This window comes from Nocardioides sp. NPDC051685, assembly GCF_044453405.1.
Lineage (GTDB): Bacteria > Actinomycetota > Actinomycetes > Propionibacteriales > Nocardioidaceae > Nocardioides.
In genome coordinates, this window is sequence record NZ_JBITCR010000001.1 from 344,715 (window position 1) to 369,267 (window position 24,553).

At 68.8% G+C, this 24,553-nt stretch carries 27 protein-coding genes; 11 read left to right on the forward strand and 16 right to left on the reverse strand.

Annotated elements, in window-relative coordinates:
* The first annotated feature begins 20 nt into the window (after window positions 1-20).
* A complete protein-coding gene (locus ACIA03_RS01690; protein WP_396978613.1) occupies window positions 21-758 on the forward strand; it encodes a helical backbone metal receptor in 738 nt (245 codons plus the stop codon).
* On the opposite strand, the gene ACIA03_RS01695 is transcribed toward ACIA03_RS01690, so the two are convergent.
* The 3 genes from ACIA03_RS01695 to ACIA03_RS01705 are packed head-to-tail and all read right to left on the reverse strand — an operon-like array spanning window position 706 to window position 3,032.
* Window positions 706-1,086: a YrdB family protein gene (locus ACIA03_RS01695; RefSeq protein WP_396978615.1), complete on the reverse strand. Its 381-nt coding sequence runs from the start codon at window positions 1,084-1,086 to the stop codon at window positions 706-708. The two genes, ACIA03_RS01690 and ACIA03_RS01695, sit on opposite strands and share 53 nt — an antisense overlap.
* A gap of 20 nt (window positions 1,087-1,106) precedes the next feature.
* A complete protein-coding gene (locus ACIA03_RS01700; RefSeq protein WP_396978617.1) occupies window positions 1,107-1,865 on the reverse strand; it encodes a DinB family protein in 759 nt (252 codons plus the stop codon).
* Between the two features lie 30 nt (window positions 1,866-1,895).
* Window positions 1,896-3,032 carry a LuxR C-terminal-related transcriptional regulator gene (locus tag ACIA03_RS01705; protein ID WP_396978619.1) on the reverse strand — a complete coding sequence of 379 codons (1,137 nt, stop codon included), beginning with the start codon at window positions 3,030-3,032 and terminating at the stop codon, window positions 1,896-1,898.
* Window positions 3,033-3,141: 109 nt separating this feature from the next.
* Between ACIA03_RS01705 and ACIA03_RS01710 the strand changes: the two genes are divergently transcribed.
* Window positions 3,142-3,630, forward strand: coding sequence for a hypothetical protein (locus tag ACIA03_RS01710; protein WP_396978621.1), 489 nt, complete (start codon window positions 3,142-3,144; stop codon window positions 3,628-3,630).
* A gap of 14 nt (window positions 3,631-3,644) precedes the next feature.
* On the opposite strand, the gene ACIA03_RS01715 is transcribed toward ACIA03_RS01710, so the two are convergent.
* The 5 genes from ACIA03_RS01715 to ACIA03_RS01735 all read right to left on the reverse strand — a co-directional run bounded on the left by ACIA03_RS01715 (window position 3,645) and on the right by ACIA03_RS01735 (window position 8,405).
* Window positions 3,645-4,403, reverse strand: a complete 759-nt coding sequence (locus ACIA03_RS01715) for an enoyl-CoA hydratase-related protein (RefSeq protein WP_396978623.1) — start codon at window positions 4,401-4,403, stop codon at window positions 3,645-3,647.
* Between the two features lie 48 nt (window positions 4,404-4,451).
* Complete coding sequence (locus ACIA03_RS01720) at window positions 4,452-5,825, reverse strand: ABC transporter substrate-binding protein (protein ID WP_396978624.1); 1,374 nt, start codon at window positions 5,823-5,825, stop codon at window positions 4,452-4,454.
* A 30-nt stretch (window positions 5,826-5,855) separates the two neighbouring features.
* Window positions 5,856-6,710: a carbohydrate ABC transporter permease gene (locus ACIA03_RS01725; protein WP_396978626.1), complete on the reverse strand. Its 855-nt coding sequence runs from the start codon at window positions 6,708-6,710 to the stop codon at window positions 5,856-5,858.
* An 8-nt stretch (window positions 6,711-6,718) separates the two neighbouring features.
* Window positions 6,719-7,633, reverse strand: coding sequence for a carbohydrate ABC transporter permease (locus ACIA03_RS01730; protein ID WP_396978628.1), 915 nt, complete (start codon window positions 7,631-7,633; stop codon window positions 6,719-6,721).
* Between the two features lie 97 nt (window positions 7,634-7,730).
* Window positions 7,731-8,405: a dihydrofolate reductase family protein gene (locus ACIA03_RS01735; protein ID WP_396978630.1), complete on the reverse strand. Its 675-nt coding sequence runs from the start codon at window positions 8,403-8,405 to the stop codon at window positions 7,731-7,733.
* Window positions 8,406-8,448: 43 nt separating this feature from the next.
* Between ACIA03_RS01735 and galE the strand changes: the two genes are divergently transcribed.
* Window positions 8,449-9,426, forward strand: coding sequence for a UDP-glucose 4-epimerase GalE (gene galE, locus ACIA03_RS01740; RefSeq protein WP_396978632.1), 978 nt, complete (start codon window positions 8,449-8,451; stop codon window positions 9,424-9,426).
* A 137-nt stretch (window positions 9,427-9,563) separates the two neighbouring features.
* Here galE and ACIA03_RS01745 read toward each other — a convergent pair whose 3' ends face one another.
* The 3 genes from ACIA03_RS01745 to ACIA03_RS01755 form a co-directional block, all read right to left on the reverse strand.
* Entirely contained in the window at window positions 9,564-10,115 is a 552-nt protein-coding gene (locus tag ACIA03_RS01745; RefSeq protein ID WP_396978634.1) for a hypothetical protein, read from the reverse strand.
* The gene (locus ACIA03_RS01750; RefSeq protein WP_045548440.1) at window positions 10,093-10,536 is read right to left on the reverse strand and encodes a helix-turn-helix domain-containing protein; all 444 of its coding nucleotides are present in this window, start codon (window positions 10,534-10,536) and stop codon (window positions 10,093-10,095) included. Before ACIA03_RS01750 ends, ACIA03_RS01745 begins: the two co-directional genes overlap by 23 nt.
* A 141-nt stretch (window positions 10,537-10,677) precedes the next feature.
* Window positions 10,678-11,634, reverse strand: a complete 957-nt coding sequence (locus ACIA03_RS01755; RefSeq protein WP_396978636.1) for an asparaginase — start codon at window positions 11,632-11,634, stop codon at window positions 10,678-10,680.
* 28 nt (window positions 11,635-11,662) lie between these two features.
* On the opposite strand from ACIA03_RS01755, the gene ACIA03_RS01760 reads away from it, so the two are divergent.
* A complete protein-coding gene (locus ACIA03_RS01760) occupies window positions 11,663-12,595 on the forward strand; it encodes a sulfite exporter TauE/SafE family protein (protein WP_396978638.1) in 933 nt (310 codons plus the stop codon).
* Window positions 12,596-12,752: 157 nt separating this feature from the next.
* On the opposite strand, the gene ACIA03_RS01765 is transcribed toward ACIA03_RS01760, so the two are convergent.
* The gene (locus ACIA03_RS01765; protein ID WP_396978640.1) at window positions 12,753-14,135 is read right to left on the reverse strand and encodes a sugar nucleotide-binding protein; all 1,383 of its coding nucleotides are present in this window, start codon (window positions 14,133-14,135) and stop codon (window positions 12,753-12,755) included.
* On the reverse strand, window positions 14,136-15,134 hold the full coding sequence (gene rfbB / locus ACIA03_RS01770; protein WP_396978642.1) for a dTDP-glucose 4,6-dehydratase: 999 nt from the start codon (window positions 15,132-15,134) through the stop codon (window positions 14,136-14,138). It lies immediately after the preceding gene.
* A 94-nt stretch (window positions 15,135-15,228) separates the two neighbouring features.
* Here rfbB and rfbA point away from each other — a divergent pair, with 94 nt between their 5' ends.
* Window positions 15,229-16,101 (forward strand): glucose-1-phosphate thymidylyltransferase RfbA, encoded by an 873-nt coding sequence (rfbA, locus tag ACIA03_RS01775; protein ID WP_141794967.1) that lies wholly within the window; start codon window positions 15,229-15,231, stop codon window positions 16,099-16,101.
* A 67-nt stretch (window positions 16,102-16,168) separates the two neighbouring features.
* On the opposite strand, the gene ACIA03_RS01780 is transcribed toward rfbA, so the two are convergent.
* Both ACIA03_RS01780 and ACIA03_RS01785 read right to left on the reverse strand, forming a co-directional pair.
* The gene (locus ACIA03_RS01780) at window positions 16,169-16,540 is read right to left on the reverse strand and encodes a phosphomannose isomerase type II C-terminal cupin domain (RefSeq protein ID WP_396978644.1); all 372 of its coding nucleotides are present in this window, start codon (window positions 16,538-16,540) and stop codon (window positions 16,169-16,171) included.
* Between the two features lie 141 nt (window positions 16,541-16,681).
* Window positions 16,682-17,848: a nucleotide sugar dehydrogenase gene (locus ACIA03_RS01785; protein WP_396978646.1), complete on the reverse strand. Its 1,167-nt coding sequence runs from the start codon at window positions 17,846-17,848 to the stop codon at window positions 16,682-16,684.
* A gap of 89 nt (window positions 17,849-17,937) precedes the next feature.
* Between ACIA03_RS01785 and ACIA03_RS01790 the strand changes: the two genes are divergently transcribed.
* The 5 genes from ACIA03_RS01790 to cysC all read left to right on the forward strand — a co-directional run bounded on the left by ACIA03_RS01790 (window position 17,938) and on the right by cysC (window position 22,661).
* Entirely contained in the window at window positions 17,938-18,216 is a 279-nt protein-coding gene (locus tag ACIA03_RS01790; RefSeq protein WP_396978648.1) for a helix-turn-helix domain-containing protein, read from the forward strand.
* Window positions 18,216-19,067 carry a HipA N-terminal domain-containing protein gene (locus ACIA03_RS01795; protein ID WP_396978650.1) on the forward strand — a complete coding sequence of 284 codons (852 nt, stop codon included), beginning with the start codon at window positions 18,216-18,218 and terminating at the stop codon, window positions 19,065-19,067. The genes ACIA03_RS01790 and ACIA03_RS01795 overlap by 1 nt, the downstream gene beginning before the upstream one ends.
* 155 nt (window positions 19,068-19,222) lie before the next feature.
* Entirely contained in the window at window positions 19,223-20,137 is a 915-nt protein-coding gene (gene cysD / locus ACIA03_RS01800) for a sulfate adenylyltransferase subunit CysD (protein ID WP_396978652.1), read from the forward strand.
* Entirely contained in the window at window positions 20,137-21,387 is a 1,251-nt protein-coding gene (locus tag ACIA03_RS01805) for a sulfate adenylyltransferase subunit 1 (protein ID WP_396978654.1), read from the forward strand. The genes cysD and ACIA03_RS01805 overlap by 1 nt, the downstream gene beginning before the upstream one ends.
* 83 nt (window positions 21,388-21,470) lie before the next feature.
* Window positions 21,471-22,661, forward strand: a complete 1,191-nt coding sequence (gene cysC, locus ACIA03_RS01810) for an adenylyl-sulfate kinase (protein ID WP_396978656.1) — start codon at window positions 21,471-21,473, stop codon at window positions 22,659-22,661.
* A 9-nt stretch (window positions 22,662-22,670) separates the two neighbouring features.
* Here cysC and ACIA03_RS01815 read toward each other — a convergent pair whose 3' ends face one another.
* The gene (locus ACIA03_RS01815; RefSeq protein WP_396978658.1) at window positions 22,671-23,822 is read right to left on the reverse strand and encodes an FAD-dependent oxidoreductase; all 1,152 of its coding nucleotides are present in this window, start codon (window positions 23,820-23,822) and stop codon (window positions 22,671-22,673) included.
* A gap of 109 nt (window positions 23,823-23,931) precedes the next feature.
* Between ACIA03_RS01815 and ACIA03_RS01820 the strand changes: the two genes are divergently transcribed.
* Window positions 23,932-24,510, forward strand: coding sequence for a TetR family transcriptional regulator (locus ACIA03_RS01820; RefSeq protein WP_396978660.1), 579 nt, complete (start codon window positions 23,932-23,934; stop codon window positions 24,508-24,510).
* Window positions 24,511-24,553: the final 43 nt, after the last annotated feature.

The following is a 24,553-nucleotide window of genomic DNA, read 5'->3' on the forward strand; positions in this document are numbered from 1 at the left end:
ACCTGCATACCTTGATGAACATGCGCGACGACCTAGGCACCCCGTACGACGGCCCGCGACCGGCGACCCGGGTGGTCTCGCTGGTCCCGTCGCTGACCGAGGCTCTCGCCTCGGTCGCGGCGGACCGGCTGGCGGGAGCCACGGACTGGTGCACGCATCCGGCAGAGCTGGACGTGCCACGCGTGCGCGGCACCAAGAACCCCGATCTGGCCGCGATCGCGGCGCTGACACCGGACGTGGTGGTGGCCAACAAGGAGGAGAACCGAGAGCTGGACGTACGCCGCCTGCGGGAGCGGGGCATCCGGGTCTGGGTCACGGACATCGAGACGGTCCCGCAGGCGGTCGCGTCGATGGAGCAGCTCCTCGACGGTCTCGGTTGGGACCGGCCTGCCTGGCTCGCGGAGGCCCGGGAGGTGTGGTGCGGGCCGCTCCCCCCGGTCACCCGCCGGGTCGTGGTGCCGATCTGGCGCGACCCGTGGATGGTGGTCGGCTCACGGACCTTCACCGGTGACCTGCTGCGGCGGCTGGGCTGGGAGAACGTCTACGACTCCCATCCGGAGCGCTATCCCCACGTCGACCTGGCCGATCTCGACGCCGCGGGCGCCGATGCGGTGCTGCTCCCCGACGAGCCGTACGTCTTCACCGCCGAGGACGGCCCGGAGGCCTTCGCCCGGACGCCGACGGAGCTGGTCAGCGGCCGGCTGATCACCTGGTACGGGCCGAGTCTCCTCGAGGCACATCGGTGGGCAGCCGACTGATCGCCGGCACCTGAGCCAGGCCGTTGATGACGACCGAGAAGACCAGCAGCGCGAGCGCCCATCCCGGCTGACCCGCATCGAGGAGTGCCAGCGAGGCGAGCCCGAAGACGATCACCTTGGCGACCGGCCGGATCACGGGACCACCGCGAGGCGCCTTCGGCGAGGCGAACGACCACCAGACGAACATCGCCGCCAGCGGCAGCAACCAGACCAGCAGCCACCGCGGCTCGTGCTGCCAGCCCCACACGCCGAAGGCGGCCATCGCCAACAGCTCATCGACGAAAACCAGAGTCATCACGAACCAGCCGAAGACCACCACGGCGGTCATCGTAGGGGCATCGCCCCGCCTCAACCAGCGGTTAAGACAGCCAGGTCACGTGCGGCATAGCGGTGGTGCTCGGCCTCCTCGGCGAGCACCACCTTGAGGCAGCGGCGCACGGAGTAGTCGGCCTCGGGGTCGTTGCCGATCGGCTTGCGGGTGCAGAGCCGGTCGAGATCCGCATCGGTGACCCTCGAGACGAACTCGCGCATGGTGCCCATCCGGGCGAGGCGTGGCTCCAGGATCTCCTCCAACGACGGGTCGGCATCGACGGTGAGTCCGGCAACTCCGTCTGGGTCACCGCCCGGACCGAACCCGAGCGGGTGGTAGGGCGAGTCCTCCTCCAGGACCGGGTTGCCGAGCCACTTGTCGCTGGCGTGGAGCAGGTGCCGCAGGGTCTCGATGAACGACCACTCGTCGTCGACCCGCCGGCGGTGCAGCTCCTCGGGCAGCTCCCGCACCCGGGACACCGTCGCCGCCCAGGTCTCTTCGATCGCCGCCCACGCCGCACGGATCTCGTCAGCGGTCCGGGCCTCGCGGGCCAGCACCCGATTGGGCTCGGCACGGTCGAGCTCGGCCTCGACGTACGCCGTCACGTCGACGTCGTTGACCACGATCCGCCCGATCGCCCCGGCGAGATAGACCTCGGGGCCCCAGCAGTCGACGATCTTCACCCGCTCCTCGAACCAGCAGTCCCGGATCTCCAGGCCACCGACATCGCTCTGCGTGATCAGCGCGCCGCGGAAACGGTCACTGTCGACGTACGTCTTGGTCTGCTCGGAAGGCATGGGTCATCGTCCGTCACCCCGATACGCAGGTCAAACGTTTTGCCAGGGCTCTCCTCGTATCGGCTGCTCGTTCTGAGCGCGGCGCTCGTTGTCGCGGAACCGGGGTTCGTAGTGGGCGAAGAAGACCTTGCCGACGAGGTCGCGGCGACTGTGGACACCGGTCTTGTCGAAGATGCTCTTCAGGTGTTGCTGGACGGTGTGCGCCGAGAGCACCAGGTCGGCGGCGATCTGGGTGGTCGAGCTGCCTTGCAGAACGAGTCTGGTGATGTCCTTCTCGCGTTCGGTCAACCCGTAGGCGGACATCAACAGCGGGTACAGCCGTCCGGGATTGGCCGGCTCGATGATGATCGCGATGCGCGGGTCAGCGGTCGACGTCAGGCGCGCGCCGTGCAGGACGACCCAGATGCCGGTTCGCGACAGGACCCGGGACACGGCGATCTCTCCTCGGTCAGGATTCTCGGCCATGCCCAGCACCCGGCCGGCGAGGGTGAGCACCGAGGACGGCAGGCGACCGGCGTCCCAGTCGCCGTCGGGCAGCTCGGACAACCAACGCTCGACGCCCGGGGTGGCGGAGTCGACGTTCCAGCCGCGGTCGAGGATGAGCAGCCCTGGGGAGTCGGCGAAGTCCGGCTCCCGCGCCTGCCCCATCAGCAGCGCCGCCCGGGCACCTTCGGCGAGGACCGGTGCCACCGACCTGACGAAGGCCTTCTCGACCTCGGTGAACATCGCCTCCCGCGGTTCGCGATAGAGGCCCAGAGCTCCCCAGACCTCACCCGAGCGGGTGCGGAGCCTGGCGATGAGCTCCTGGTCCCCTCCCATGGCCATGTTCCGGTGCCACCGCGGGCTCGAGGATGGATCGCCGTCGGTCGCCTCGTGCAGGGTCGAGATGCCCGATGCCGAGCGCGCCACATCGGCGAGCTGGTGGACGTCGTCGGCGTAGTACTCGGCGGCGAGCCACTCGCCGGGAAACTCGGCAAGACCGAGGTGGAAGTGGCTGGTCATCAACAGCGAGCTCGGATCCAAGGTGTAGAAGCACGGCGTCCAGAAGTGCGGGACGACCCGGTGGAGGACCTCGGTGGTCTCCTGCCACAGCGACACGAGATCGCGCGGCTCCGCACAGAGCCGGGCGATCTTCTCCGCGCCCCGCTGCATCGTGTCGGCGCTCATCCACCCACCGTAGGCTCAACCGAGCGGCCCCGGAATGCCAGATTGGTGGTATATCGCGCCGTTCGGCGTCTTCTTAGCATCGTCGCAGGACGAGTGCGAGGAGCGCGCCATGACACGGACACAGACGACGACACGGCCGGCGAGGGTGCGGTTGGCCCCACCGCCACCGGCCCTGATGCGGATGGTCAATCCGCTGGTCAGGCGGGTCCTGACCGACCCTCGGCTGGGGCCACGCATCGCCCTGAAGGCGCTGCTGGAGTTCACCGGCCGGCGCAGCGGCAGGAAGCTCCGGGTGCCGGTGTGCCTGCACACGATCAACGGCGTCCCGACGGTGTTCACCGAGCGGCCGTGGCGGTTCAACTTCACGGATCCGGCACCGGTGACCGTGACCCAGCGGGGCCGCGTACGGCACGGCCGAGCCGTCCTCCTGCAGACCACGCCGCTGGAGGTCGGCACGGCTCTGCGCGCGGCCCTGGACAACGGTGCGTCCCCGTTCGAGCTCGGGCTGAAGATCAGCGGCTCCCAGGAGCCGACGATCGCGGACCTGTCCGCCATCGAGCGCAGCGTGATCCGCATCGACTTCGACGACGAGGGGTGACGTCGTCGTGACGCCTAGCGGAAGGCGGGCTTCTCCTTGGCCAGGAACGCACGGACGCCTTCCTTGAAGTCCGCGCCGGTGTAGACCTCGCGCAGCAGCTCCTCGTCGCCCTCGGGCGAGGCCTCGGTGCGGGCGGCGTACGCAGCGAGCTGGCTCTTCGTGGCCCGGACGGTGACGCCGGAGAGCGCCAGGATGCCCTCGACCAGCGTGTCGACCTCCTCGACCAGGGAGTCGGTGACAGCCGTGAGAGCCCCGGTCGCGTAGGCACGGTCCGCGTTGACGAGCCGGGCGGCGAGGAGCATCTCGCGCACGATCGGCTCACCGAAGACGGCGACCGCGCGGTAGACGATGGAGGCCGCCAGCGCGTTGCCGAGCGTCTTCGCGATCGGGTAGCCGAAGCGCGAGTGCGGCGTCGCGACCCGCAGGTCGCAGTGGGTCGCGACCGCGAGCCCGCCGCCGACGCAGACCCCGTCGACCGCCGCGATGGTGACCTGCGGGAGAGCGAACAGCTTCTCGAGCAGTGCGCGGATCCAGTCCTCGTAGTCAACCGCGTCGCGGGAGAGGAAGTCGGAGATCTCGTTGCCGGCGGCGAACGCCCGCCCGCCGGTCCCGGTCAGCACCAGCACCTTCACCGACTCGTCCGTGGCGAGCTCGTCGCACAGCTCGTGCAGCGCGGCGTACATCGCGTGCGTGAAGGCGTTGTGCTTCTGCGGTCGGTTGAAGGTCACCTGTACGACGCCCGGGCGCCGCTCCACCACCAAGTCTTCGCTCACGAGAACCGAGCGTAGGGCACCCCGCGGTGTGCCCTACGCGGGTGTTCATCAGACGTGCGGCTTGACCTGGTCGGTGTAGATCTTCTCCAGCGCCGTCTTCAGGCTGTCCATCTCGGTCTGGACGTCCTTGTTCTCGGTGAGGATCGAGGCCATGTGGTTGGCCATCTCCAGGTCGCCACCGGGCAGGAAGACGCGGGCGTAGTCCTGTGACCGGGTGTTGGGGAGCTGGTCGATCGCGACCTGCGCCTGCGGGGTCTTCTTCAGGATCGCGGCCGGGTCGGCGGACTTGCGGATCGGCACGTAGCCGGTCGCCTCGGAGAACTTGATCGCCTGCTCGGGCTCGGTGAGGAACTTGATGAAGGTGCCCGCCGCCAGCTGCCGCTCCGGGCTGATGTCCTTCGGGATGCCGACGCCCGAGCCGCCGGTCGGGCAGATCCGCTCCGTCTCCGCCGGGCCGGCGGGCAACGGGGCGACACCGACGTCGAACTTGGCCGAGGCGATCGCGGTGATCAGGTCACCGGTCGAACCCACGGTCGCGCTGGCGACACCGGCCGCGAAGTCCTGGATCTGGTCGACCCCTGCCACCCCGGCGACCTTGTCCTTGTAGACCCAGTCCTTGAGGAAGGAGAGCGCCTCGATCGCCTCGGACGAGTTGCAGGTGATGTCGAAGGACTCCTCCTTCGACCAGCACCCGCCCCAGCCCCACAGGTTGTTCTGCAGGGTCCAGCCGGCGTAGCCCGCCAGGGCCGGGAACTGGAAGGCGAACTTCGCGCCGCTGGCCTGGGCGAGCTTGGTCTTCCACTCGCCGAACTCCTCCCAGGTCTGCGGACCCTGGTCGGAGAGCCCGGCCTTCTTCCAGTGGTCCTTGTTGTAGTAGAAGAGCGGCGTCGAGCGGGCCCACGGCACCGCCCAGTGGGCGTCGTCGTAGAGGTAGTCGCCGAGCAGCGAGTCGACGTAGTCGTCGGTGTCGAACTCGAGCGCCTCGAAGAGGGAGTCGAGCGGGATGATCTGGTCGTTCATCTTGTAGCGGAACCACCACACGTCCGACAGGTTGATGATGTCGGGCAGGTCGCCACCGGTCTGCGCGGTCTGGAACTTCTGCGCGATCTCCTCGTAGTCGGCGCCGGCCGTGACCAGCTTGACGGTGATGTCGGACTGGGAGGCGTTGAAGGCGTTGACGATCTCGGTGCTGACCTTGATCGAGTCACCCGGGTTGGAGGTCCAGAAGGTGACCTCCTTGGCCGGCTTCACGCCGCTGAAGTCGATCTGCTCGACCTTGGTGGTGGCCCCTCCGCCGCTGGTCGAAGGCCCGCCACCACAGGCGGAGAGCGCCGCCGCGGAGATGCCCAGGGCGCTGAGGCCGAGGAACCGTCGCCGGTCCAGGATCAGACCCGAGCGATGCAGGTTGGACGAGGTGTTCATGGTGCATCCCTTCCCTGTCTTGGCGAGACGTCAGCCTTTGACGCCGCCTTGGGTGAAGCCGTTGACGATGTGGCGCTGCAGGAACGCGAAGACGGCGAGGATCGGCAGCAGCACCATCACGGTGCCGGCCATCAGGACCCCGAACGAGCTGGCCGCGGACTCGCTGTTCTGCAGCAGCGTCAGGCCGCGTGGGAGCGTCATCATCTCGGGCTCGGAGATGATGATCAGCGGCCACAGGTAGTCGTTCCACTCGTAGACCACGTTGACCAGCGCCACGGTCGCGATGCTGGGCAGAGCCATCGGGACGACGTGATGCCACAGCCGCTTCCAGTGGCCGGCGCCGTCGAGGTGAGCCGCCTCGATCACCTCGTAGGGCAGCTGCATGAAGGCCTGACGCAGCAGGAACGTACCGAAGCCGGTGCCGAGGCCCGGCAGGATGATGCCCCAGTAGGTGTTCTCGCCGCCGAGGCTGCTGATGAAGACGTAGTTGGGCAGCGCGGTGACCTGCGGGGGCACCATCATCGTGGCCAGCACGCCCCAGAAGACGTACTTCTTTGCGGGGAACTCGCAGAAGACCAGGCCGTACGCCGTCAGGATCGCGAGCAACACCTTCAGCCCGGCGCCGACGACCGTGACGATGCCGGAGTTGAGGAAGAGCCTCCCGAAGGCGACCTTCTGCGCGGCCTCGGAGTAGTTCTCCGGCTTCCAGACCTCCGGGAAGACGACCAGGTCGGTCGTCGCCAGGTCGCCCGGGCCCTTGAAGGAGGCCAGGATCATGTAGCCGAGCGGCAGCACCACGATGAGCACCGCGAGCAGCAGCACCAGGTAGTCGCGTACGGTCAGCGGCGTCAGCCGCACCTTGCGTGAGGGAGCAGTCGTGCTCATCGAGTGGCTCATCGGTAGTGGACCCGCCTCTCCACGACGACCAGCTGGACGAGCGTGAGGACCACGAGGATCGCGAAGAGCACCGTGGAGAGCATCGCGGAGTAGCCGGCCTGGCTCTGCTCCTTGAAGCCGGTCAGGTAGGCATCGAAGATCAGCGTGCGGGCACCGCGGCCGAGCTTGTCCATCGCGATCAGCAGGTCGAAGGCCTGCAGGCTGTTGAGGATCGTGGTGACCATCAGGAAGAACGTGGTCGGCGAGAGCAGCGGCAGGGTGACCTTGAAGAACCGCTTCGCCGGGCTGGCGCCGTCGAGCGCCGCCGCCTCCAGCAGGTCGCCAGGCACGGCCTGCAGGCCGGCGAGATAGACGACCGCGGCGTAGCCGAGGTTCTTCCAGACGTAGACGATGATCACCATCGTCAGCGTCCAGGGCGGCGAGTTGATCCACTCCGGGCTGTTCAGGCCGACGTCGCGCAGGATCGCGGAGAGCGCCCCGATGTTGGGGTCGAAGATGTAGAGCCAGGCGAGGCCGACGCCGTAGCCGGAGAGGATGTAGGGCGCGAAGACCGTGGCCTGCGCGAACCCGGCCCCGGGAAGCTTGCGGTTGAGCGCCAGCGCGACGCCCAGACCCAGCGCGAGCGTGAGGCCGACGGTCGCGACGGTGAAGATCCCGGTCGTGGTCAGCACCTTGCTCGCCTCACCGGAGGTGAAGAAGTCGCGGTAGTTGCCCAGCCCGACCGGCGTCGCGAACTTCGAGCCCAGCGTCCAGTTGAGCGTCGAGTAGTAGATGTTCTGGAAGAGCGGGCGATAGATGAAGACCGCGATCAGGGCGACGTTGGGCAGCACGAACGCCAGAAAGATCAGCCACTCCCGTACGCGTCTTCCCGAGAGTGCCTGACGTGGTCGCTTGGTGGTGACTGCCGTCATACCTGGCACGATCGGTGAGTCAAGCGGCTGGGTCAGACCTCGTCAAGAGTAAAACTCTCGGTCTCAAGATTTCGTTACCGGAAACTGATCGTGAACGTCATCGGTTTACGAGCCAACGTCCGAGCAACGTGCCGTCGTGCTCGATGAGGGACGCCAAGGACACCGGTACGTCGATGTGCGGCCCGGTCACGATCCGCCGGCCGTCGCCGGCGAGGAGCTTGGGTGTGATCGTGTGGCAGAGCTCGTCGACCAGGCCGGCCTCGAGCAGGGAGCCGAGCAGGGTCGGCCCGCCCTCGCAGAGCACGTGCCGCATGCCCTCCTCGCGCAGCCTGGCGAGGAGCGCGGCCAGGTCGACCTCCGAGGTGCCGGTGACGTAGACGTTCTCCTCGCCGATCTCCTCGCGCGCGGCGTCCAGGCCGGGCGCCTCGGCCACGGTCGCGAGCCGGACCGCGCCGGGCTCGCGGCCGCGGAGCTCGTCGGGAACCCGGCCGCGGCGGGAGACGACGACGATCGGCGCACCCTTGGCGGTGTAGGTCTCGGCGATGGCGGTCCCCGCCCCGACCAGGACCGCGTCGGCGAGATCGCGCAGGACGTGGAAGACGTCGACGTCGACGGCGTTGTTGACCGTGCCGGAACGGCCGTCCGAGCCCGTCGCCGCACCGTCCAGGGAGCTCACCATGTTGGCCCGCAGCCACGGCAGTCGAGGAGGTGTGTAGATGGCCCGCAGGCCTTCAGGGGTCGTCGGGTCACCGTCACCGTGCAGGAGGATCACCCTGCCAACGTTAGGCGCTGGGACCTGCCGCTATCTTCTTCGCATGAGTTGGTTGGTAACCGGAGGCGCGGGCTACATCGGATCGCACGTCGTGCAGGCGCTGCTCGACGCGGGCATGGAGCCGGTCGTCATCGACGACCTGTCCTCCGGTTTCGCGAAGTTCGTGCCCGACAACGTCACGTTCGTCGAGGCGACGCTGCTGGACAAGGCGGCGATCGAGCAGGCGATCACCGACAACGGGGTCGAGGGAGTCATCCACCTCGCCGGTTTCAAGTACGCAGGTGTCTCGGTGCAGCGGCCGCTGCACACGTACGCACAGAACGTCACCGGCACCGCCAACCTCCTCGAGGCCATGGTGGGCACGGGCGTCGACAAGCTGGTCTTCTCGTCCTCCGCCGCCTGTTTCGGCACCCCCGACGTCGACCTGGTCACCGAGACCACGCCGACCAACCCGGAGAGCCCCTACGGCGAGTCGAAGCTGATCGGCGAGTGGCTGATCGCCGACGTGGCGCGTGCCGAGGGCCTCTCGCACACGAGCCTGCGCTACTTCAACGTCGTCGGCTCGGGTTCGAAGGACCTGTACGACACCAGCCCCCACAACCTGTTCCCGCTCGTCTTCGACGCGCTGGCCAAGGGGAAGACGCCGCAGATCAACGGCGACGACTACCCCACCCCCGACGGCACCTGCGTACGCGACTACGTGCACGTCGCCGACCTCGCCCACTCCCACGTCGTCGCCGCCAAGCGGCTCGCCGAGGGCAAGGACCTCGAGCCGGTCTACAACCTCGGCTCGGGCGACGGCTCCTCGGTGCGGCAGATCATGGATGCCATCCGCGAGGTGACCGGCATCGACTTCGAGCCCGTCATCAAGCCGCGCCGTGCCGGCGACCCCGCCCGCATCGTCGCCACCGGTGAGCTCGCCCGGCGCGACCTGGAGTGGGAGATGCGCCACGACCTGCGCTCCATGGTCGCCACCGCGTGGGAGGCCCGCCAGACCGCGGGTGCCGACTACCCGAGCTGATCTCGGGGCGGTTCCTTCGTCAAGGTATGCAGCAAAACGCACACATCCCTCGCGGAACTCCGCGAGGGATGTGTGCTTTCGTCGGCATACCTTGCGACAGGCTCAGGACATCGCCATGACGAAGGAGCAGGCCGAGATCAGGCCTTCTTGGCAGCCGTCTTCTTGGCCGGGGCCTTCTTGGCGGGAGCCGGCTTCTCGGCCGGAGCGGCCTCGGCCTTCGGAGCCTCGGCCTTGGGGGCCTCGTCCTTGGGCGCCTCGGCCGGGGTCTCAGCGGTCTCGGACTTCTTGAACTTCGCGACGAAGGTCTCGCCCCGGGTGGCGAGCTTGTCGTAGGTGCCGGTGGCGGAGTCGGTGGTCTCGTCGAGCTTGGCCTTGACGGTGGTCTTCAGCTTCTCGGGAAGGACGGTGTACTGCTCCTTGGCCAGGGCCGGGAGGGTCTTCGGGTCGAAGCCGGTCACGGTGGCCTTCGCAGCGGTCGCCTTCTCGGTCGCCTGGGTGCGGTACGCGGTGGCCTTCTCGGTCGCCTTGGCGCGGGCGTCGGTCAGCTTGGTGGTCGCCTCGGAGCGGTAGCCGTCGACCTTCTTCTGCAGGTCGGTGGCGAGGTCCTTGACGGTCTCATAGGCCAGGTCGGCGACGCCGGCGACGGCGTTGAGGGGCTTGGTGGTCTCAATCTTGGGCAGCGTGGGCATCTGGGTTCTCCTCGTGATGGGGTTCTTCGTCGGTTTCATCGGCGGCCGGCGCATCGGCGGTGACACGACTGTTGAGAGCAAGGAACGAGTGGTAGACGTCGAGCAGCGAGTGCTTCTGCCGCTCGGTCAGGCTCGGATCGGCGAGCACCGCGAGCTCCACGGACCCTCCGACGTTGGAGTCGGGGCTGAGGATCCCGGCACGGACGTAGACCTGCTCCGCCGAGATCCGCAGCGCCTTGGCGATCTGCTGGAGGACCTCAGCCGATGGCTTGCGCAGACCACGCTCGATCTGGCTGAGGTAGGGGTTGGACACGCCTGCCTGGTCGGCGAGCTGACGCAGAGACATCTCGGCCGAGATCCTCTGTTCCTTCAGATACTCGCCGAGCGTGCCGACCGCACTCGTGACCTTGCTCTTGACCATGACTCCAGTGTGCTAACAATTGCTAGCAAACACAAGCCCTGAGCGACAGAAGTGACACACATCACCCACTAGTTGCTTCGTCAACCGGCGGAAACACACCTGAAACCGGAAGCGCGGCCTCGCTAGCGGGCCGCTAGCAGCTCACAGCAGCGCGCGGATCTCCCCCACCCGACGCCCACCGCCGAGGATCGCCGCTTCGCCGGTCGCCCGCAAGGCGTCCGCGTCGACCCCCTCCAGGTCACCGACCCCGTCCCGCAGCAGCGCGGCGGCCATCACCACCGGTCGCGCCCGGTCGCCACCGTCGTCGGCCTTCAGCGCCCAGGCACGGCCGTCGGGCAGCGCGACCACGTAGACCGCCTCGGCACCCAGCTTGCCGATCAGCCCGGGTACGGCCCGGTGCAGCGCCACCTCGTCGCGGGAGGTGCCCGAGACGTACTCGGGGTGTGAACGCATCGCCTCGGCGACCCGGGCCGCCGGGCCGTCGACCGCCGAGCCGATGGTCGAGAACGCCCGCGCCAGCCCGGTCAGCGACGTCGACAGGGCCGGGGCCCCGCAGCCGTCGACGGTGACGTACGCGGCCTCGCCGGTGCACGCCTCGAGCACCTCCTGGATCCCCTCCTGGAGGGGGTGCGTCGGGTCCAGATAGCCCTCCAGCGACCAGCCTGCGGCGACACAGGTGGCGAGCATCGCGGCGTGCTTGCCGGAGCAGTTCATCGCCAGCCGGGTCTTCGGCTCGCCGCGACGCAGTGCCTCCTCGCGCGCCTCGACGCCGAACGGGTAGTCCTCGATGTTGCCGAGCGCCGACTCGTCCAGGCCGACGGTGGCGAGGATGCGGCGTACGCCTTCTTGGTGGAACGCCTCGCCCGAGTGGGAGGCGCAGGCCAGGGCGAGCAGGTCGGGAGGCAGATCGAGGCCGAGGATCACCATCGCGAGGGCCTGGACCGGTTTGTTCGAGGAGCGCGGGAGGATCGGCGACTCGACATCGCCGAGCGACCACTCCACGCTGCCGTCGGCCGCCAGGGAGAGGGCGGATCCGTAATGGTGTCCCTCGACGAAGTCGGAGCGGACGATCTCGGCGAACGGCACGGGTGCTGGCATGGGGGCGAGACTATGTGAGAGTTGCCCCGTGTTCGCCGACCTACTCACCCAAGACGCGTTCAGCGTGCTCGTGGTCAGCTTCGGTATCGGCATCGTCGTCGGGCTGACCGGCATGGGCGGTGGCGCGCTGATGACGCCGGCGCTGATCTTCCTCGGCGTGCCTCCGACGACCGCCGTCGCCAACGACCTCGTCGCCGCCTCGGTCAACAAGTCGGTCGGGGCCGCGGTGCACTGGCGGCACGGCTCGCCCAACATCCGGCTGGCGACGTACCTGATCATCGGCTCGGTGCCGTGCGCGTTCCTGGGCACCTTCGTCCACAAGCTGGCGCCCGGCGACACCGATCACTTTCTCAAGATGATCCTCGGCGGTGCGCTGCTCTTCGCCGCCGCGTCCTACATGTTCCGGATGTATCTCCAGCTGCGCCAGGTCGCCGCCGGCAACGTGGCCCCCGAGGACGACCCCGACCTGAAGCCGCTGCTCACCATCTTGGTCGGCGCGCTCGGCGGCCTCCTCGTCGGCATCACCTCGGTCGGCTCCGGCTCGGTCATCATGATCGCGCTGCTGCTGATCTACCCGACGCTGTCCGCGGTCAAGCTCGTCGGCACCGACCTGCTCCAGGCGGTGCCTCTGGTCATGGCCGCCGCGATCGGCCAGGTGATCAACCACGGCGTCGACTGGGCGGTGCTGATCCCGCTCATCCTCGGCGGCACCCCCGGCACCTTCCTCGGCTCCCGGATGGCGCGCTGGGTCTCCCAGTCGGTCATCCGGCGCGGCATCGTCATCATGCTCACGCTCTCCGGGGCCAAGATGCTCGGCGCCGACGCCACCTTCCTGCTGCTCCTCGGCGGCGCGATGCTGCTCCTCGGCCCGCTCCTGTGGGGATTCATCCGCCAGTCGCGCGGCCTGGCCCCGTTCGACAACAACGCCGCCGCCTGGCGGCTGCCGGAGCGCTCCGAGTAGTACGCCCCGCCGAGTCGGCGCAACTGCCCCAGATTCAAGCGCCCACTCGGCGCATCTGTCTCACCATGAGTCGCCGAGTCGGCGCGTTTGTCCCACCGGTTGGGGCAGATGCGCCGACTCGGCGCTCCGTTGCGGGGCAGACGTGCCGACTCGGCGGTCAGGCCTTCAGGTAGCGGCGCAGCGCGTCGAGGTGGTCCTCGGGCTCGAAGCCGGTGGCGGTGAGCTTGTCGAGGGACATCACCGAGTTGAGGGGCCGCGGCGCGACGCCCTCCTTGCCCGCGAAGTAGGCCTCGGTCGAGGTGGCGCCGACGTCGGCCCCGTCCCGTCCCGACAGCGCGAACACCTCGGCGGCGATGTCGCGCCACGAGCACGGGTCACCGGCGTTGGTGCAGTTGTAGACCCCGTACGCAGCCCCGGACCGCAGCAGGTGAGCGGTGGCCGCGGCGAGCGTGTCGGTGAAGGTGAGCCGGCCGATCTGGTCGTCGACCACGGTGGGCGAGACGCCCTTCTCGGCGAGAGCCGCCATGGTGCGTACGAAGTTCTTGCCGTCGCCGACGACCCAGGATGTGCGCAGGATGTAGTGGCGGGAGGTGCCGGCGACGGCGATGTCGCCGGCAGCCTTCGACTGGGCGTAGACACCGAGGGGCGAGACCGGCTCGTCCTCGGTGTGCTCGGTGGCGGTGCCGTCGAAGACGTACTCGGTCGAGTAGTGCACCAGGGTCAGCCGGTGCTCGGTCGCGACCCGGGCGAGCAGCGCCGGCGCGGTCGCGTTGGCGGCCCAGGCGGTGCGGCGGCCGTCAGGGGTCTCGGCGACGTCGACGGCGGTGTAGGCGGCGGCGTTGAGGATGAGCTGGTAGTCGGCCCACGGCCAGGCCGCGACCGCCTTCTCGTCGGAGATGTCCAGCTCGTCGAGGTCGACCGCGTCCGCATCCGGGAAGACCGCGGTCAGGGCTCGGCCGAGCTGGCCGTTGGCGCCGATGATCAGCGTCTTCTTCGGCTTCATCGGGGTGATCTCGGCCAAGCGCGGGTTCACGAGGTCCTTCGCGGAGATCTCGGCCGACTCCAGCGGGATCGGCCACGAGATCGCGGCGGTCTCGTCGGCGAGGTTGAGCGCCGGGTAGGCGGACCCGGGCCGCCAGTGGTCGTTGACCAGGTAGGAGTAGACCGTGCGGTCCTCCAGCGCCTGGTAGGAGTTGCCGACGCCACGGGGCACGAAGACCGCGGTCTCCGGGCCGATCTCGACGGAGAAGGTCGTCCCGAAGGAGTCGCCCTCTCGCATGTCGACCCAGGCCGCGAAGACCCGTCCGCACGCCACCGAGACGAACTTGTCCCACGGCTCGGTGTGGATGCCGCGGGTCGCGCCACGCGCGGCGTTGAAGGACATGTTGTTCTGCACCGGCCCGAAGTCGGGGAGCCCCAGCTCCACCATCTTCTCGCGCTGCCAGTTCTCCTTGAACCAGCCGCGGGCGTCGCCGTGCACGGGCAGGTGGACTACCAGCAGACCCGGGATGGCCGTCTGCTCGACGAAGAGGTCAGACATTCACTGCCCCTTCGCGGCGTACTTGGCTTCGGTCTCGTGCTTGAGCGGCGACCACCAGGCCTCGTTCTCCTGGTACCAGGAGATCGTCGCGGCCAGGCCCTTGTCGAAGTCCTGGTACTTCGGCTCCCAGCCGAGCTCGTTGCGGAGCTTGCCGGACTCGATGGCGTAGCGGCGGTCGTGGCCGGCGCGGTCGGTGACCCACTCGATGTCGTCCTCGGGCTTGCCGAAGTGACGCAGGATCGCGCGGACGACGTCGACGTTGGACTTCTCGCCGTCGGCGCCGATCAGGTAGGTCTGCCCGATCCGGCCCTTCTCCAGGATCGTCCAGACCGCCGAGGAGTGGTCGTCGGTGTGGATCCAGTCGCGGACGTTGAGCCCGTCGCCGTAGACGCGCGGCCGGCGGCCCTCGATCACCTCGGTGATCTGGCGCGGGATGAACTTCTCGACGTGCTGCCAGGGACCGTAGTTGTTGGAGCAGTTGGAGATCGTCGCGCGCACGCCGAAGGAGCGCACCCAGGCGCGGACGAGGTGGTCGGAGCCGGCCTTGGTGGCCGAGTAGGGCGAGGACGGCTGGTAGGGCGTGTCCTCGGTGAAGCGTTTGGGGTCATCGAGGTCGAGGTCACCGTAGACCTCGTCGGTGGAGACGTGGTGGAAACGTACGTCGTGCTTCCGGACCGCCTCCAGCAGCTGATAGGTGCCGACGATGTTGGTCTGGACGAACGGCGCCGGGTCGGAGAGCGAGTTGTCGTTGTGCGACTCGGCCGCGTAGTGCACCACGGCGTCCGACTCCGCGACCAGCGGTTCGACCACCGCGGCGTCGGCGATGTCGCCAACCACGAGCCTCACCCGGTCCTCCGGGAGCCCGGCCAGGGATGCCTCCGAGGAGGCATAGGTCAGCTTGTCGAGCACCGTCACGTACGCATCGGTGTTGGCCACGAGGTGGTGCACGAAGTTGGAGCCGATGAACCCGGCCCCACCAGTCACAAGAATCCGTCTCACCGGTTCATCGTAGGCAGAATTAACCACCCGGTGGTCGCCTCGCCCCGGTGGGTTCCCTAGAACGTGGGGTGAACATCCGTAGGATCAAGGGACCATGAAGGGGATCATCCTGGCCGGCGGCACCGGCTCACGTCTGCACCCGATCACGCTCGCGATCAGCAAGCAGCTGATGCCGATCTACGACAAGCCGATGATCTACTACCCGCTGACCACGCTGATGCTGGCCGGGATCCGGGACATCCTGGTGATCACGACGCCCCACGAGGCCTCCGGGTTCCACCGGCTGCTGGGCGACGGCAGCCATCTCGGGGTCAACATCAGCTATGCCGAGCAGCCCTCACCCGACGGCCTCGCCCAGGCGTTCACGATCGGCGCCGACGTCGGCTTTCTCGACGAGTCCGAGGACGGCGTCGGGCTCGTCCTGGGCGACAACATCTTCTACGGCCCCGGCCTCGGCACCCAGCTGGCCCGGTTCAAGACGATCACCGGTGGCGCCGTCTTCGGCTACCGCGTCGCCGACCCGCGCGCTTACGGCGTCGTCGAGTTCGACGAGTCCTTCAAGGCCGTCTCCCTCGAGGAGAAGCCGGAGCGGCCGAAGAGCCCGTACGCCGTCCCCGGCCTCTACTTCTACGACAGCTCGGTCATCGAGCACGCCCGCAACCTCAAGCCGTCCGCGCGCGGGGAGCTCGAGATCACCGACCTCAACCGGATCTATCTCGAGGCCGGCACCCTCTCGGTCGAGGTGCTGCCCCGCGGCACCGCCTGGCTCGACACCGGCACCCTCGAGGACCTCAACGAGGCCGCCAACTTCATCCGCGCCATCGAGCACCGCCAGGGCACCAAGATCGGTGCTCCCGAGGAGGTCGCCTGGCGTCAGGGCTGGCTCTCCGACGAGGAGCTCGCCGAGCTCGCCCAGCCGCTGCTGAAGAGCGGCTACGGGAAGTATCTGCTCGGTCTGCTGGGCTGACCTCCACCGACCTCGAAATAGGACGTACGCGGCGGGGCACTGCCCCGCCGCGTACGTCTTTCGGGTCTCAGGCCGTCGCGGTCTTCTCGGCCTCGGCGCGGCCGAAGTCGTCCTCGAGCCGGACGATGTCGTCCTCGCCGGTGTAGCCGCCGCGCTGGACCTCGATGATCGAGAGCGGCTCGTCGGTCTCGTTGCAGATCCGGTGGGCCTGGCCGACGCCGACGTCGACGGACTCACCCGGGCCGGCGACGGTGGTCACGCCGTCGATGATGCAGGTCGCCTTGCCGTAGATGACCACCCAGTGCTCGGAGCGGTGGGTGTGGGTCTGGTAGGAGAGGCGGCTGTTGGGCAGCACCTCGATCCGCTTCACCTTGTAGCCCGGACCGATGTCGATGACGTGCCACGAACCCCAGGGGCGGGTCTCGGAGTCACCAGCCATGATGTTGCCTCATTCCTAGACACTGAACAGAAGACGCGACAATAACTGTACGCATCCGCGCACGGTTCATCGCGAGACGATGTTCACCGGTCCGTTACCCGTAGGTCGTCCACCGGTGCCGATCTCACCGCTCGGAGCGGCTCAGTCCCGCCCGTAGATGTCGCGGGTGTAGACCTTGTCGGCGACGTCGGCGAGCACCTCGGTGCGCCGGTTGGCGATGATCACGTCGGCGCGCTGCTTGAACTCGTCGAGGTCCTTGATGATCTCGGAGTTGAAGAACGCCGGCTCGTCGAGCTCGGGCTCGTAGATGACCACGTCGACGCCCTTGGCCTTGATCCGCTTCATCACGCCCTGGATCGAGGACTCCCGGAAGTTGTCCGAGCCGGACTTCATGATGAGCCGGTAGACGCCGACCACCTTCGGCTCGCGCCGCAGGATGTCGGTGGCGACGAAGTCCTTGCGGGTGGTGTTGGCCTCGACGATCGCCGAGATGAGGTTCTGCGGGACGTCTTGATAGTTGGCCTGCAGCTGCCTGGTGTCCTTGGGCAGGCAGTAGCCGCCGTAGCCGAAGCTCGGGTTGTTGTAGTGCGAACCGATCCGCGGGTCCAGGCCGACGCCCTCGATGATCTGGGTCGTGTTGAGGCCGTGGGTGGCGGCGTAGGTGTCGAGCTCGTTGAAGTAGGCGACCCGCAGCGCCAGGTAGGTGTTGGCGAAGAGCTTGATCGCCTCGGCCTCGGTGGCACCCGTCATCAGCACCGGTACGTCGGGCTCGAGGGAACCCTCGAGGAGCAGCTCGGCGAAGCCCTTCGCGGCTGCCGAGTCGTCGCCGACGACGATGCGGGAGGGGTGCAGGTTGTCGTGGAGCGCCTTGCCCTCACGCAGGAACTCGGGGCTGAAGAAGAGCGTCGCCTCGGGGTGCTGCTCACGCTTGGCCGCGATGTAGCCGACCGGGATGGTCGACTTCACCACGATCGCCGCCTCGGGCGCGTAGCTCACCGCGTCGGCGATCACGCCGTCGACGCTGGAGGTGTCGAAGTAGTTCGAGGCCTCGTCGTAGTTCGTCGGGGTGGCGACGATGACGTAGGCGGCGTCCGCGTAGGCGTCCTCCTTGTCGAGGGTCGCGCGCAGGTCGAGCTCCTTGGTGGCCAGGAAGCTGGTGATCTCGGCGTCCTCGATCGGCGTCCTGGCAGCGTTGACCAGGTCGACCCGCTCCTGGGAGATGTCCAGGACGACGACCTCGTGCTTCTGCGCGAGCAGGACGGCGAGCGACATCCCGACGTAGCCCACGCCGACAACGGTGATCTTCATGTTCGGACTGTAAGCAGCGGTTCGAGCGGGGTCACAGCGACTTCGGCCATCGATGTTCCCGTACGGGAACATCGCGTAGAGTGTTCACCGTGCCGTCGCCCTACCTGACCTCACCGGCCGCCTTCGGGTCGGCCGTGCGCGCGGCCCGGCGTCGCGCCGGTCTCACCCAGGAGGAGCTGGCGCACCGTGCCGGCGTGGGCCGGCGGTTCGTGGTCGACGTCGAGTCCGGTCACCCGCGCGCCGAGCTCGGCAAGGCCCTCGCGCTGCTGGAGGTCCTCGACGTCTACCTCGCGCCCGCACAGCTCTCCCCGATCGCCCCGCCCCTGGAGGACGTCGACCTCGACGCCGTCCTGGCCCACTGCCTCTGATGCGAGAGCTGTACGCCTTCGCCGGCCGCCGCCGGATGGGCACCTTCCGCCAGGTCGGCGACCAGGTCGACTTCACCTACGCCGAGACCGCCGGTCCCACGCCCATCTCGCTCTCCCTCCCCCGCACCGGCCCGGCCCTGTCTCCGGGAGCCGCCCGCGCCTGGCTGGACAACCTGCTCCCGGCCCGTGAGGACGTACGCCGCCGATGGGCGCGCGAGCGAGGCCTGCCCGACACCGAGCCGATGACGCTGCTCGCCTCCTACGGCGACGACCTCGCCGGCGCCGTCTCGCTCTCCGCCGACCCCGATCTGCCGTGGCGCCGGGCGCCTCATCCCGTCGAGGCGCCGCTGCCGGAGATCGCGACCCGGCTCGCGGCCCTGCGCAACGAGCCCACCTCGTGGCTCGACCAACGGGCCCGGCCACGGTTCTCCCTGGGTGGTCACCGGGGGAAGTTCGCGCTGCGCCGGGCCTCGGGGAAGTGGTTCTGGCCGACGTACGAGCATCCGTCGACGCACATCCTGCGGCCGACGACGGCCGAGGAGGCCACCGTGCGGATCGCGGACCTGGGGCGGGCCCGGGCCGCCGGGATCCCCGCCACCCGCACCGAGCTGATCACCTTCGGCGCCCAGGCAGCCCTCGTCGCCGAGCGCTGGGACCGGCTCGGCGGCCGGCGCATCCATGCCGAGACCCTCCGGCAGGCCCTCGGACTCCGGCCGGACGAGGACCCGGATCCCGGCGGCGTACGCGAGCTGTTCCTCCGTCTCGGGCTGACCCGGGAGCCGGCCGGCGACATCGACACGATCGCCTTCCTGCTGGCCGGAGACCGGGTCGTGGTGGCGCCGCGGTATTGAGGCATCTCACCGTGCGGGTGGCGTCACCGGATGGCCACCCGCTGCTGCGTACACTCGGATTCCAGCCCACGCGGGGATGGGACAGTTCGCCGTGCCGTGGAAGCCGCCACTAGCATGGGCGCCTCAACCTGACGGAGAGGTCCTCTGGTTCCGTAATGACTGCAACACACGCCGACTACCGGCTCAGCCAGCTCGACCAGCTGGAAGCCGAGTCGATCCACATCTTCCGCGAGGCCGCGGCAGAGTTCGAGAAGCCTGTCCTGATGTTCTCGGGCGGCAAGGACAGCATCGTGATGCTGCGACTTGCGGAGAAGGCCTTCTTCCCTGCCAAGATCCCGTTCCCGGTCCTCCAGATCGACAACGGCCTCGACTTCCCCGAGGTCGCCGAGACCCGTGACCGCTGGGTCAGCCGTCTGGGCGTACGCCTGGTGATCGCGAGCATCGATGACGCCATCGCGCGCGGCATCGTCGTCGACGACGGCAAGACCTCGCGCAACCGGCTCCAGACCCCCACGCTGCTGAACGCGATCGAGGAGAACGGCTTCACCGCCGCCTTCGGTGGCGGTCGCCGCGACGAGGAGAAGGCGCGCGCCAAGGAGCGCGTCTACTCCCACCGCGACGAGTTCGGCCAGTGGGACCCCAAGATGCAGCGCCCCGAGCTCTGGTCGCTCTACAACGGCCGCCTCCACGAGGGCGAGCACATGCGGGTCTTCCCGATCTCCAACTGGACCGAGCTGGACATCTGGGACTACATCGGCCGCGAGGGCATCGAGATCCCGTCGGTCTACTTCGCCCACCAGCGCCGGGTCTTCGAGCGCGACGGCATGCTGCTGGCCGAGACCCCGCTCAACCCTCTGCGCGAGGGCGAGGTCGTGACCGAGCGTACGGTCCGCTACCGCACCTGCGGCGACGTGACCCTGACCGGCTGCGTCGAGTCGACCGCCGCCACCATCCCCGAGATCATCGAGGAGGTCGCCGCCGCCCGGGTCACCGAGCGTGGCGCGACCCGCGGTGACGACCGGTTCTCCGAGGCCGCCATGGAGGACCGCAAGAAGGAAGGTTACTTCTGATGGCCATGGACCTTCTGCGGTTCGCCACCGCCGGCTCGGTCGACGACGGCAAGTCCACCCTCATCGGGCGGCTGTTGTTCGACTCGAAGTCGATCTTCACCGACCAGCTCGAGTCGGTCGAGAAGACCTCGCAGGACAAGGGCCACGGCTACGTCGACCTGTCGCTGCTGACCGACGGGCTGCGCTCCGAGCGCGAGCAGGGCATCACCATCGACGTGGCCTACCGCTACTTCGCGACGCCCAACCGCAAGTTCATCATCGCCGACACCCCGGGCCACGTGCAGTACACGCGCAACATGGTCACCGGTGCCTCGACGGCCGACCTCGGCCTGGTGCTCGTCGACGCTCGTCACGGCCTGACCGAGCAGTCACGCCGTCACGCGGTGCTGCTCTCGCTGCTGCGCGTGCCCCACCTGGTCCTGTGCATCAACAAGATGGACCTCGTGGACTACTCCCAGGAGGTCTACACCAAGATCTCGGCCGAGTTCACCGCGTTCGCGACCAAGCTCAACATCCCGGACCTCGAGGTCATCCCGATCTCGGCGCTCCAGGGCGACAACGTGGTCCAGCGCTCCGAGAACATGTCGTGGTACTCCGGTCCCACGCTCATGCACCACCTCGAGCACGTCCACGTCGCCTCCGACCGCGACCTGGTCGACGTGCGGCTGCCGGTGCAGTACGTCATCCGGCCGAAGTCCGACGACCACCACGACTACCGCGGCTACGCGGGCCAGGTTGCCGGTGGCGTGCTCAAGCCGGGCGACGAGGTCATGGTGCTTCCCTCCGGGATGACCAGCAAGATCGCCGGGATCGACCTGTTCGACAAGGAGATCCCCGAGGCGTTCCCGCCGATGTCGGTGACCGTCCGCCTCGAGGACGACGTCGACGTGAGCCGCGGCGACATGATCTCGCGGGTCAAGAACGCGCCCGAGCCGAGCCAGGACATCGACGCGATGATCTGCTGGATGACCAACGCCCCGCTGCGTCCGCGGCAGAAGCTGGCCATCAAGCACACCTCCAACTCGGCGCGAGCGCTGGTCAAGGACATCCAGTACCGCCTGGACGTCAACAGCCTCCACCGCGACCTGGAGACCAAGGAGCTCGGCCTCAACGAGATCGGCCGCGTGCAGCTGCGCACCACCAAGCCGCTGCTGTGCGACCCCTACTCGAAGAACCGCACCACCGGCTCCTTCATCCTCATCGACGAGGCGACCGGCGTCACCGTCGGCGCGGGCATGATCAACGACTGATCAGCCGGACGATCGACTCATCGGGCGGCGCACTCCGGCTTCGGGGTGCGCCGCTCGCCATCTCAACCCGACCAGGTGATCTTGTGCCTCAGCAGTTCTCTCCCACGCCGCGCGAGCTCGACGACATCGAGCTGATCGTCTCCGGCGCCCTCCCGGGTCCGCTGAACGAGCCCGGGTCGCCGTTGACCCTCTCCCTGCCGTCCGCGGTGGCCGCCGCCGCGGCCGAGGACGGCGCGGTGGAGATCGTCGACCCCGAGGGTCTTCCGCTGGCGCGCGTCACCTGGCCCGCCGGCGAGGTCACCGGCCTCTCCTCCCCCGCCTACGGTCCGTTCCGGCGGCTCCATCTCACCCCATCGCAGGCCCGCGAGGCGTACGCCGGGAGGACGGTCGTCCCGGTCACCGACGCACTCACCACCGCCGAGATCGAGGAAATCGCGACCCTCGGGCCGGTGCTGCTGCTCGCCCTCATCGGCCACGGCACCCCGTCGCTCTCCCCCGTCGCGCTGCTGCGCGCGTCGTTGCTGGCCGCGGAGGCCCTGCCCGACGCGGCCGTCGTCGCGGTGCCGCTGGCTGCTCACGACGACCCCGAGGCCGACCATGCGCTCGGCGTGGCGGTCGTGGCTGCGTACGCGGGTGGGGATGCGGTCCACGCGCTGGCCTCTCCGGCGTCGGACGACTATCCCGACGCCGTCGCCGCGATCATCGACGCCGACCAACCCACCCCTGAGGAGCAGGGCCTGGTCATCTTCTTCACCGGCCTGTCCGGCTCCGGCAAGTCGACTCTCGCCCGCGCCCTGATGGACAGGATCCTCGAGCAGGGAGCGCGCACCGTCACCTCGCTCGACGGCGACGTCGTGCGCCGCAACCTGTCGGCCGGGCTGACCTTCTCCAAGGAGGACCGGGAGACCAACATCCGCCGGATCGGCTGGGTCGCCGCCGAGATCTCCCGTCACGGCGGCCTCGCCGTCTGCTCCCCCATCGCCCCCTTCGACTCGACCCGCCAGGACGTCCGCGGGTTCGTCGCCGACGCCGGCGGCGCCTTCTTCCTGGTCCACGTCGCCACGCCGCTGGAGGAGTGCGAGCGACGCGACCGCAAGGGCCTCTACGCCAAGGCCCGGCGCGGCGAGATCCCCGAGTTCACCGGCATCTCCTCGCCCTACGAGGAGCCGGCCGACGCCGACGTACGCGTCGACACCACCGGCCGCTCGATCGACGAGGCCCTGGAGGACGTCATCACCGGACTGCGCGAGGCCGGCTACCTAGACCTCGCCTGAGCTCCACTCTCAGCGGTCGCGGTAGACGAGGCCGGACAGGCGCCAGGCGAGCATCGTGCGAAAGCGCGGGATCCTGGTCAGCGTCGACAGCACTGCGTTCCGTACGCTGCGCCGCAGTCCGTGCGCGATGCCGAACCGGGTCAGCCGGTCGGAGAGCGCGATGACCTCCTGGGCGACCGGCCGGCGGCGGGCAGCGTAGTCGTCGAGCGCCGTGTCGTCGCCGTGGGTGATCGTGGCGACGAGGGCGTCACCGAGGACGACCGCGTCCTGGAGGCCGGTGTTCATGCCCTGGCCGCCGGCGGGGCTGTGCACGTGGGCGGCGTCGCCGGCGATCAGCACCCGTCCGGCGCGGTAGGCGTCGGCGACCCGGTGGTGGACCCGGAAGCGGGATCCCCACACGATCTCGGTGACCTTCACCGGGCTCCTGGTGCCACCGCGCCGGTCGAGGAGGCCCTGGACGTAGGCGACGTCGGGCTCCTCCGGCGCTTCGGGGACCGGCGCCACGAACCGGAACGAGCCGTCGGGCAGGGGTGCGGAGACCAGCGTGCCTTCGGGTGAGAAGTAGAGGATGACCTCGTCGTGCGGCAGGTCGCCCTCGATGCGTACGTCGGCGAGGCTGAACGACTCGGCGTACTTCCCTCCCGGGAACCCGATCCCGGCCCGGTCGCGGACGGTGGAGTGCATGCCGTCGGCGCCGACGAGGTAGCGGGCCCGGATCTCGGTGCCGTCCTCGGTGATGGCGGTGACGCCTTCACCGTCTTGGCGGAGGTCGACGAGGGTGAGCGGGCGGCGTACGTGACCGCCGAGCTCGTTGAGGCGCTCGAGGAGGACGCGCTCGGTGACCGCCTGGGAGACCATCAGAGCGTAAGGGAAGTCGCTGGGCAGGTCGTCGAAGCGGATCGGCACCAGAACCTTGTCGCGGTCACGGATGGTGAAGCGGGGTGCCTCGACGCCCTCCTCGACCAGTCGCTCGGAGACGCCGAGGTCGGCGAGGACCTCCAGGGTGCGGGCGTGGACGACCGCGGCACGGGAGGTGTTGTCCCCGGAGGCCTGGTTGTCGATGACGGTGACGTCGATGCCGGCCGCGGCCAGCTTGGCCGCCGCCGCCAGCCCGGTGGGGCCGGCGCCGGCGACGAGGACATCAGTGGTGATGGTGGACATGATGCTCTCCTTGCTCTCGCTTGGTCAACACGTGTTGGCCAACTGGTGTTGACCACGGTAGCGCCGCGTCGTCATTGACGTCAACAGGCGTTGGCCTACACTTGTTGGCATGACCGACACGCGCCGATCCGGCGCCGAGAGCCGCGAACGCATCCTCGCTGTCGCCCGCGAGCACTTCGCGCGGCAGGGATACGACCGCACCACCATCCGCGCGATCGCCTCGGAGGCGCAGATCGACCCGTCGATGGTGATGCGCTACTTCGGCAGCAAGGAAGAGCTCTTCACCGCCGCCGCGGCGATCGACCTGGCGCTGCCCGACCTCACCGAGGTCCCCGTCGAAGACGTCGGCCGGACGATGGTCACCCACTTCGTACGCATGTGGGACTCCGACGGCACCCTGATGGCACTCCTGCGCCGTGCCGCCTCGGACCCGGCCGCGGCGGAGCAGATGCGGAGCATCTTCGCGGCCCAGGTCGCCCGCGCCGTGGCCCCCGTGTGCCCCGACCCGTCCCAGGTGCCGCGTCGCGCCGCCCTGGCCGCCTCCCAGCTCCTGGGCATCGCACTGACCCGCTACGTACTCGTGCTCCCACCCATCGTCGACATGGACGCGGACGAGATCGTCGAGTGGGTCGCCCCGACGATCGACCGCTACCTCACCGCCGACCCGGCGCAACTGCCCCGCCCCTAACAGCCGAGTCGGCGCAAATGTCCCGCAAGAACCCGCCGAGTCG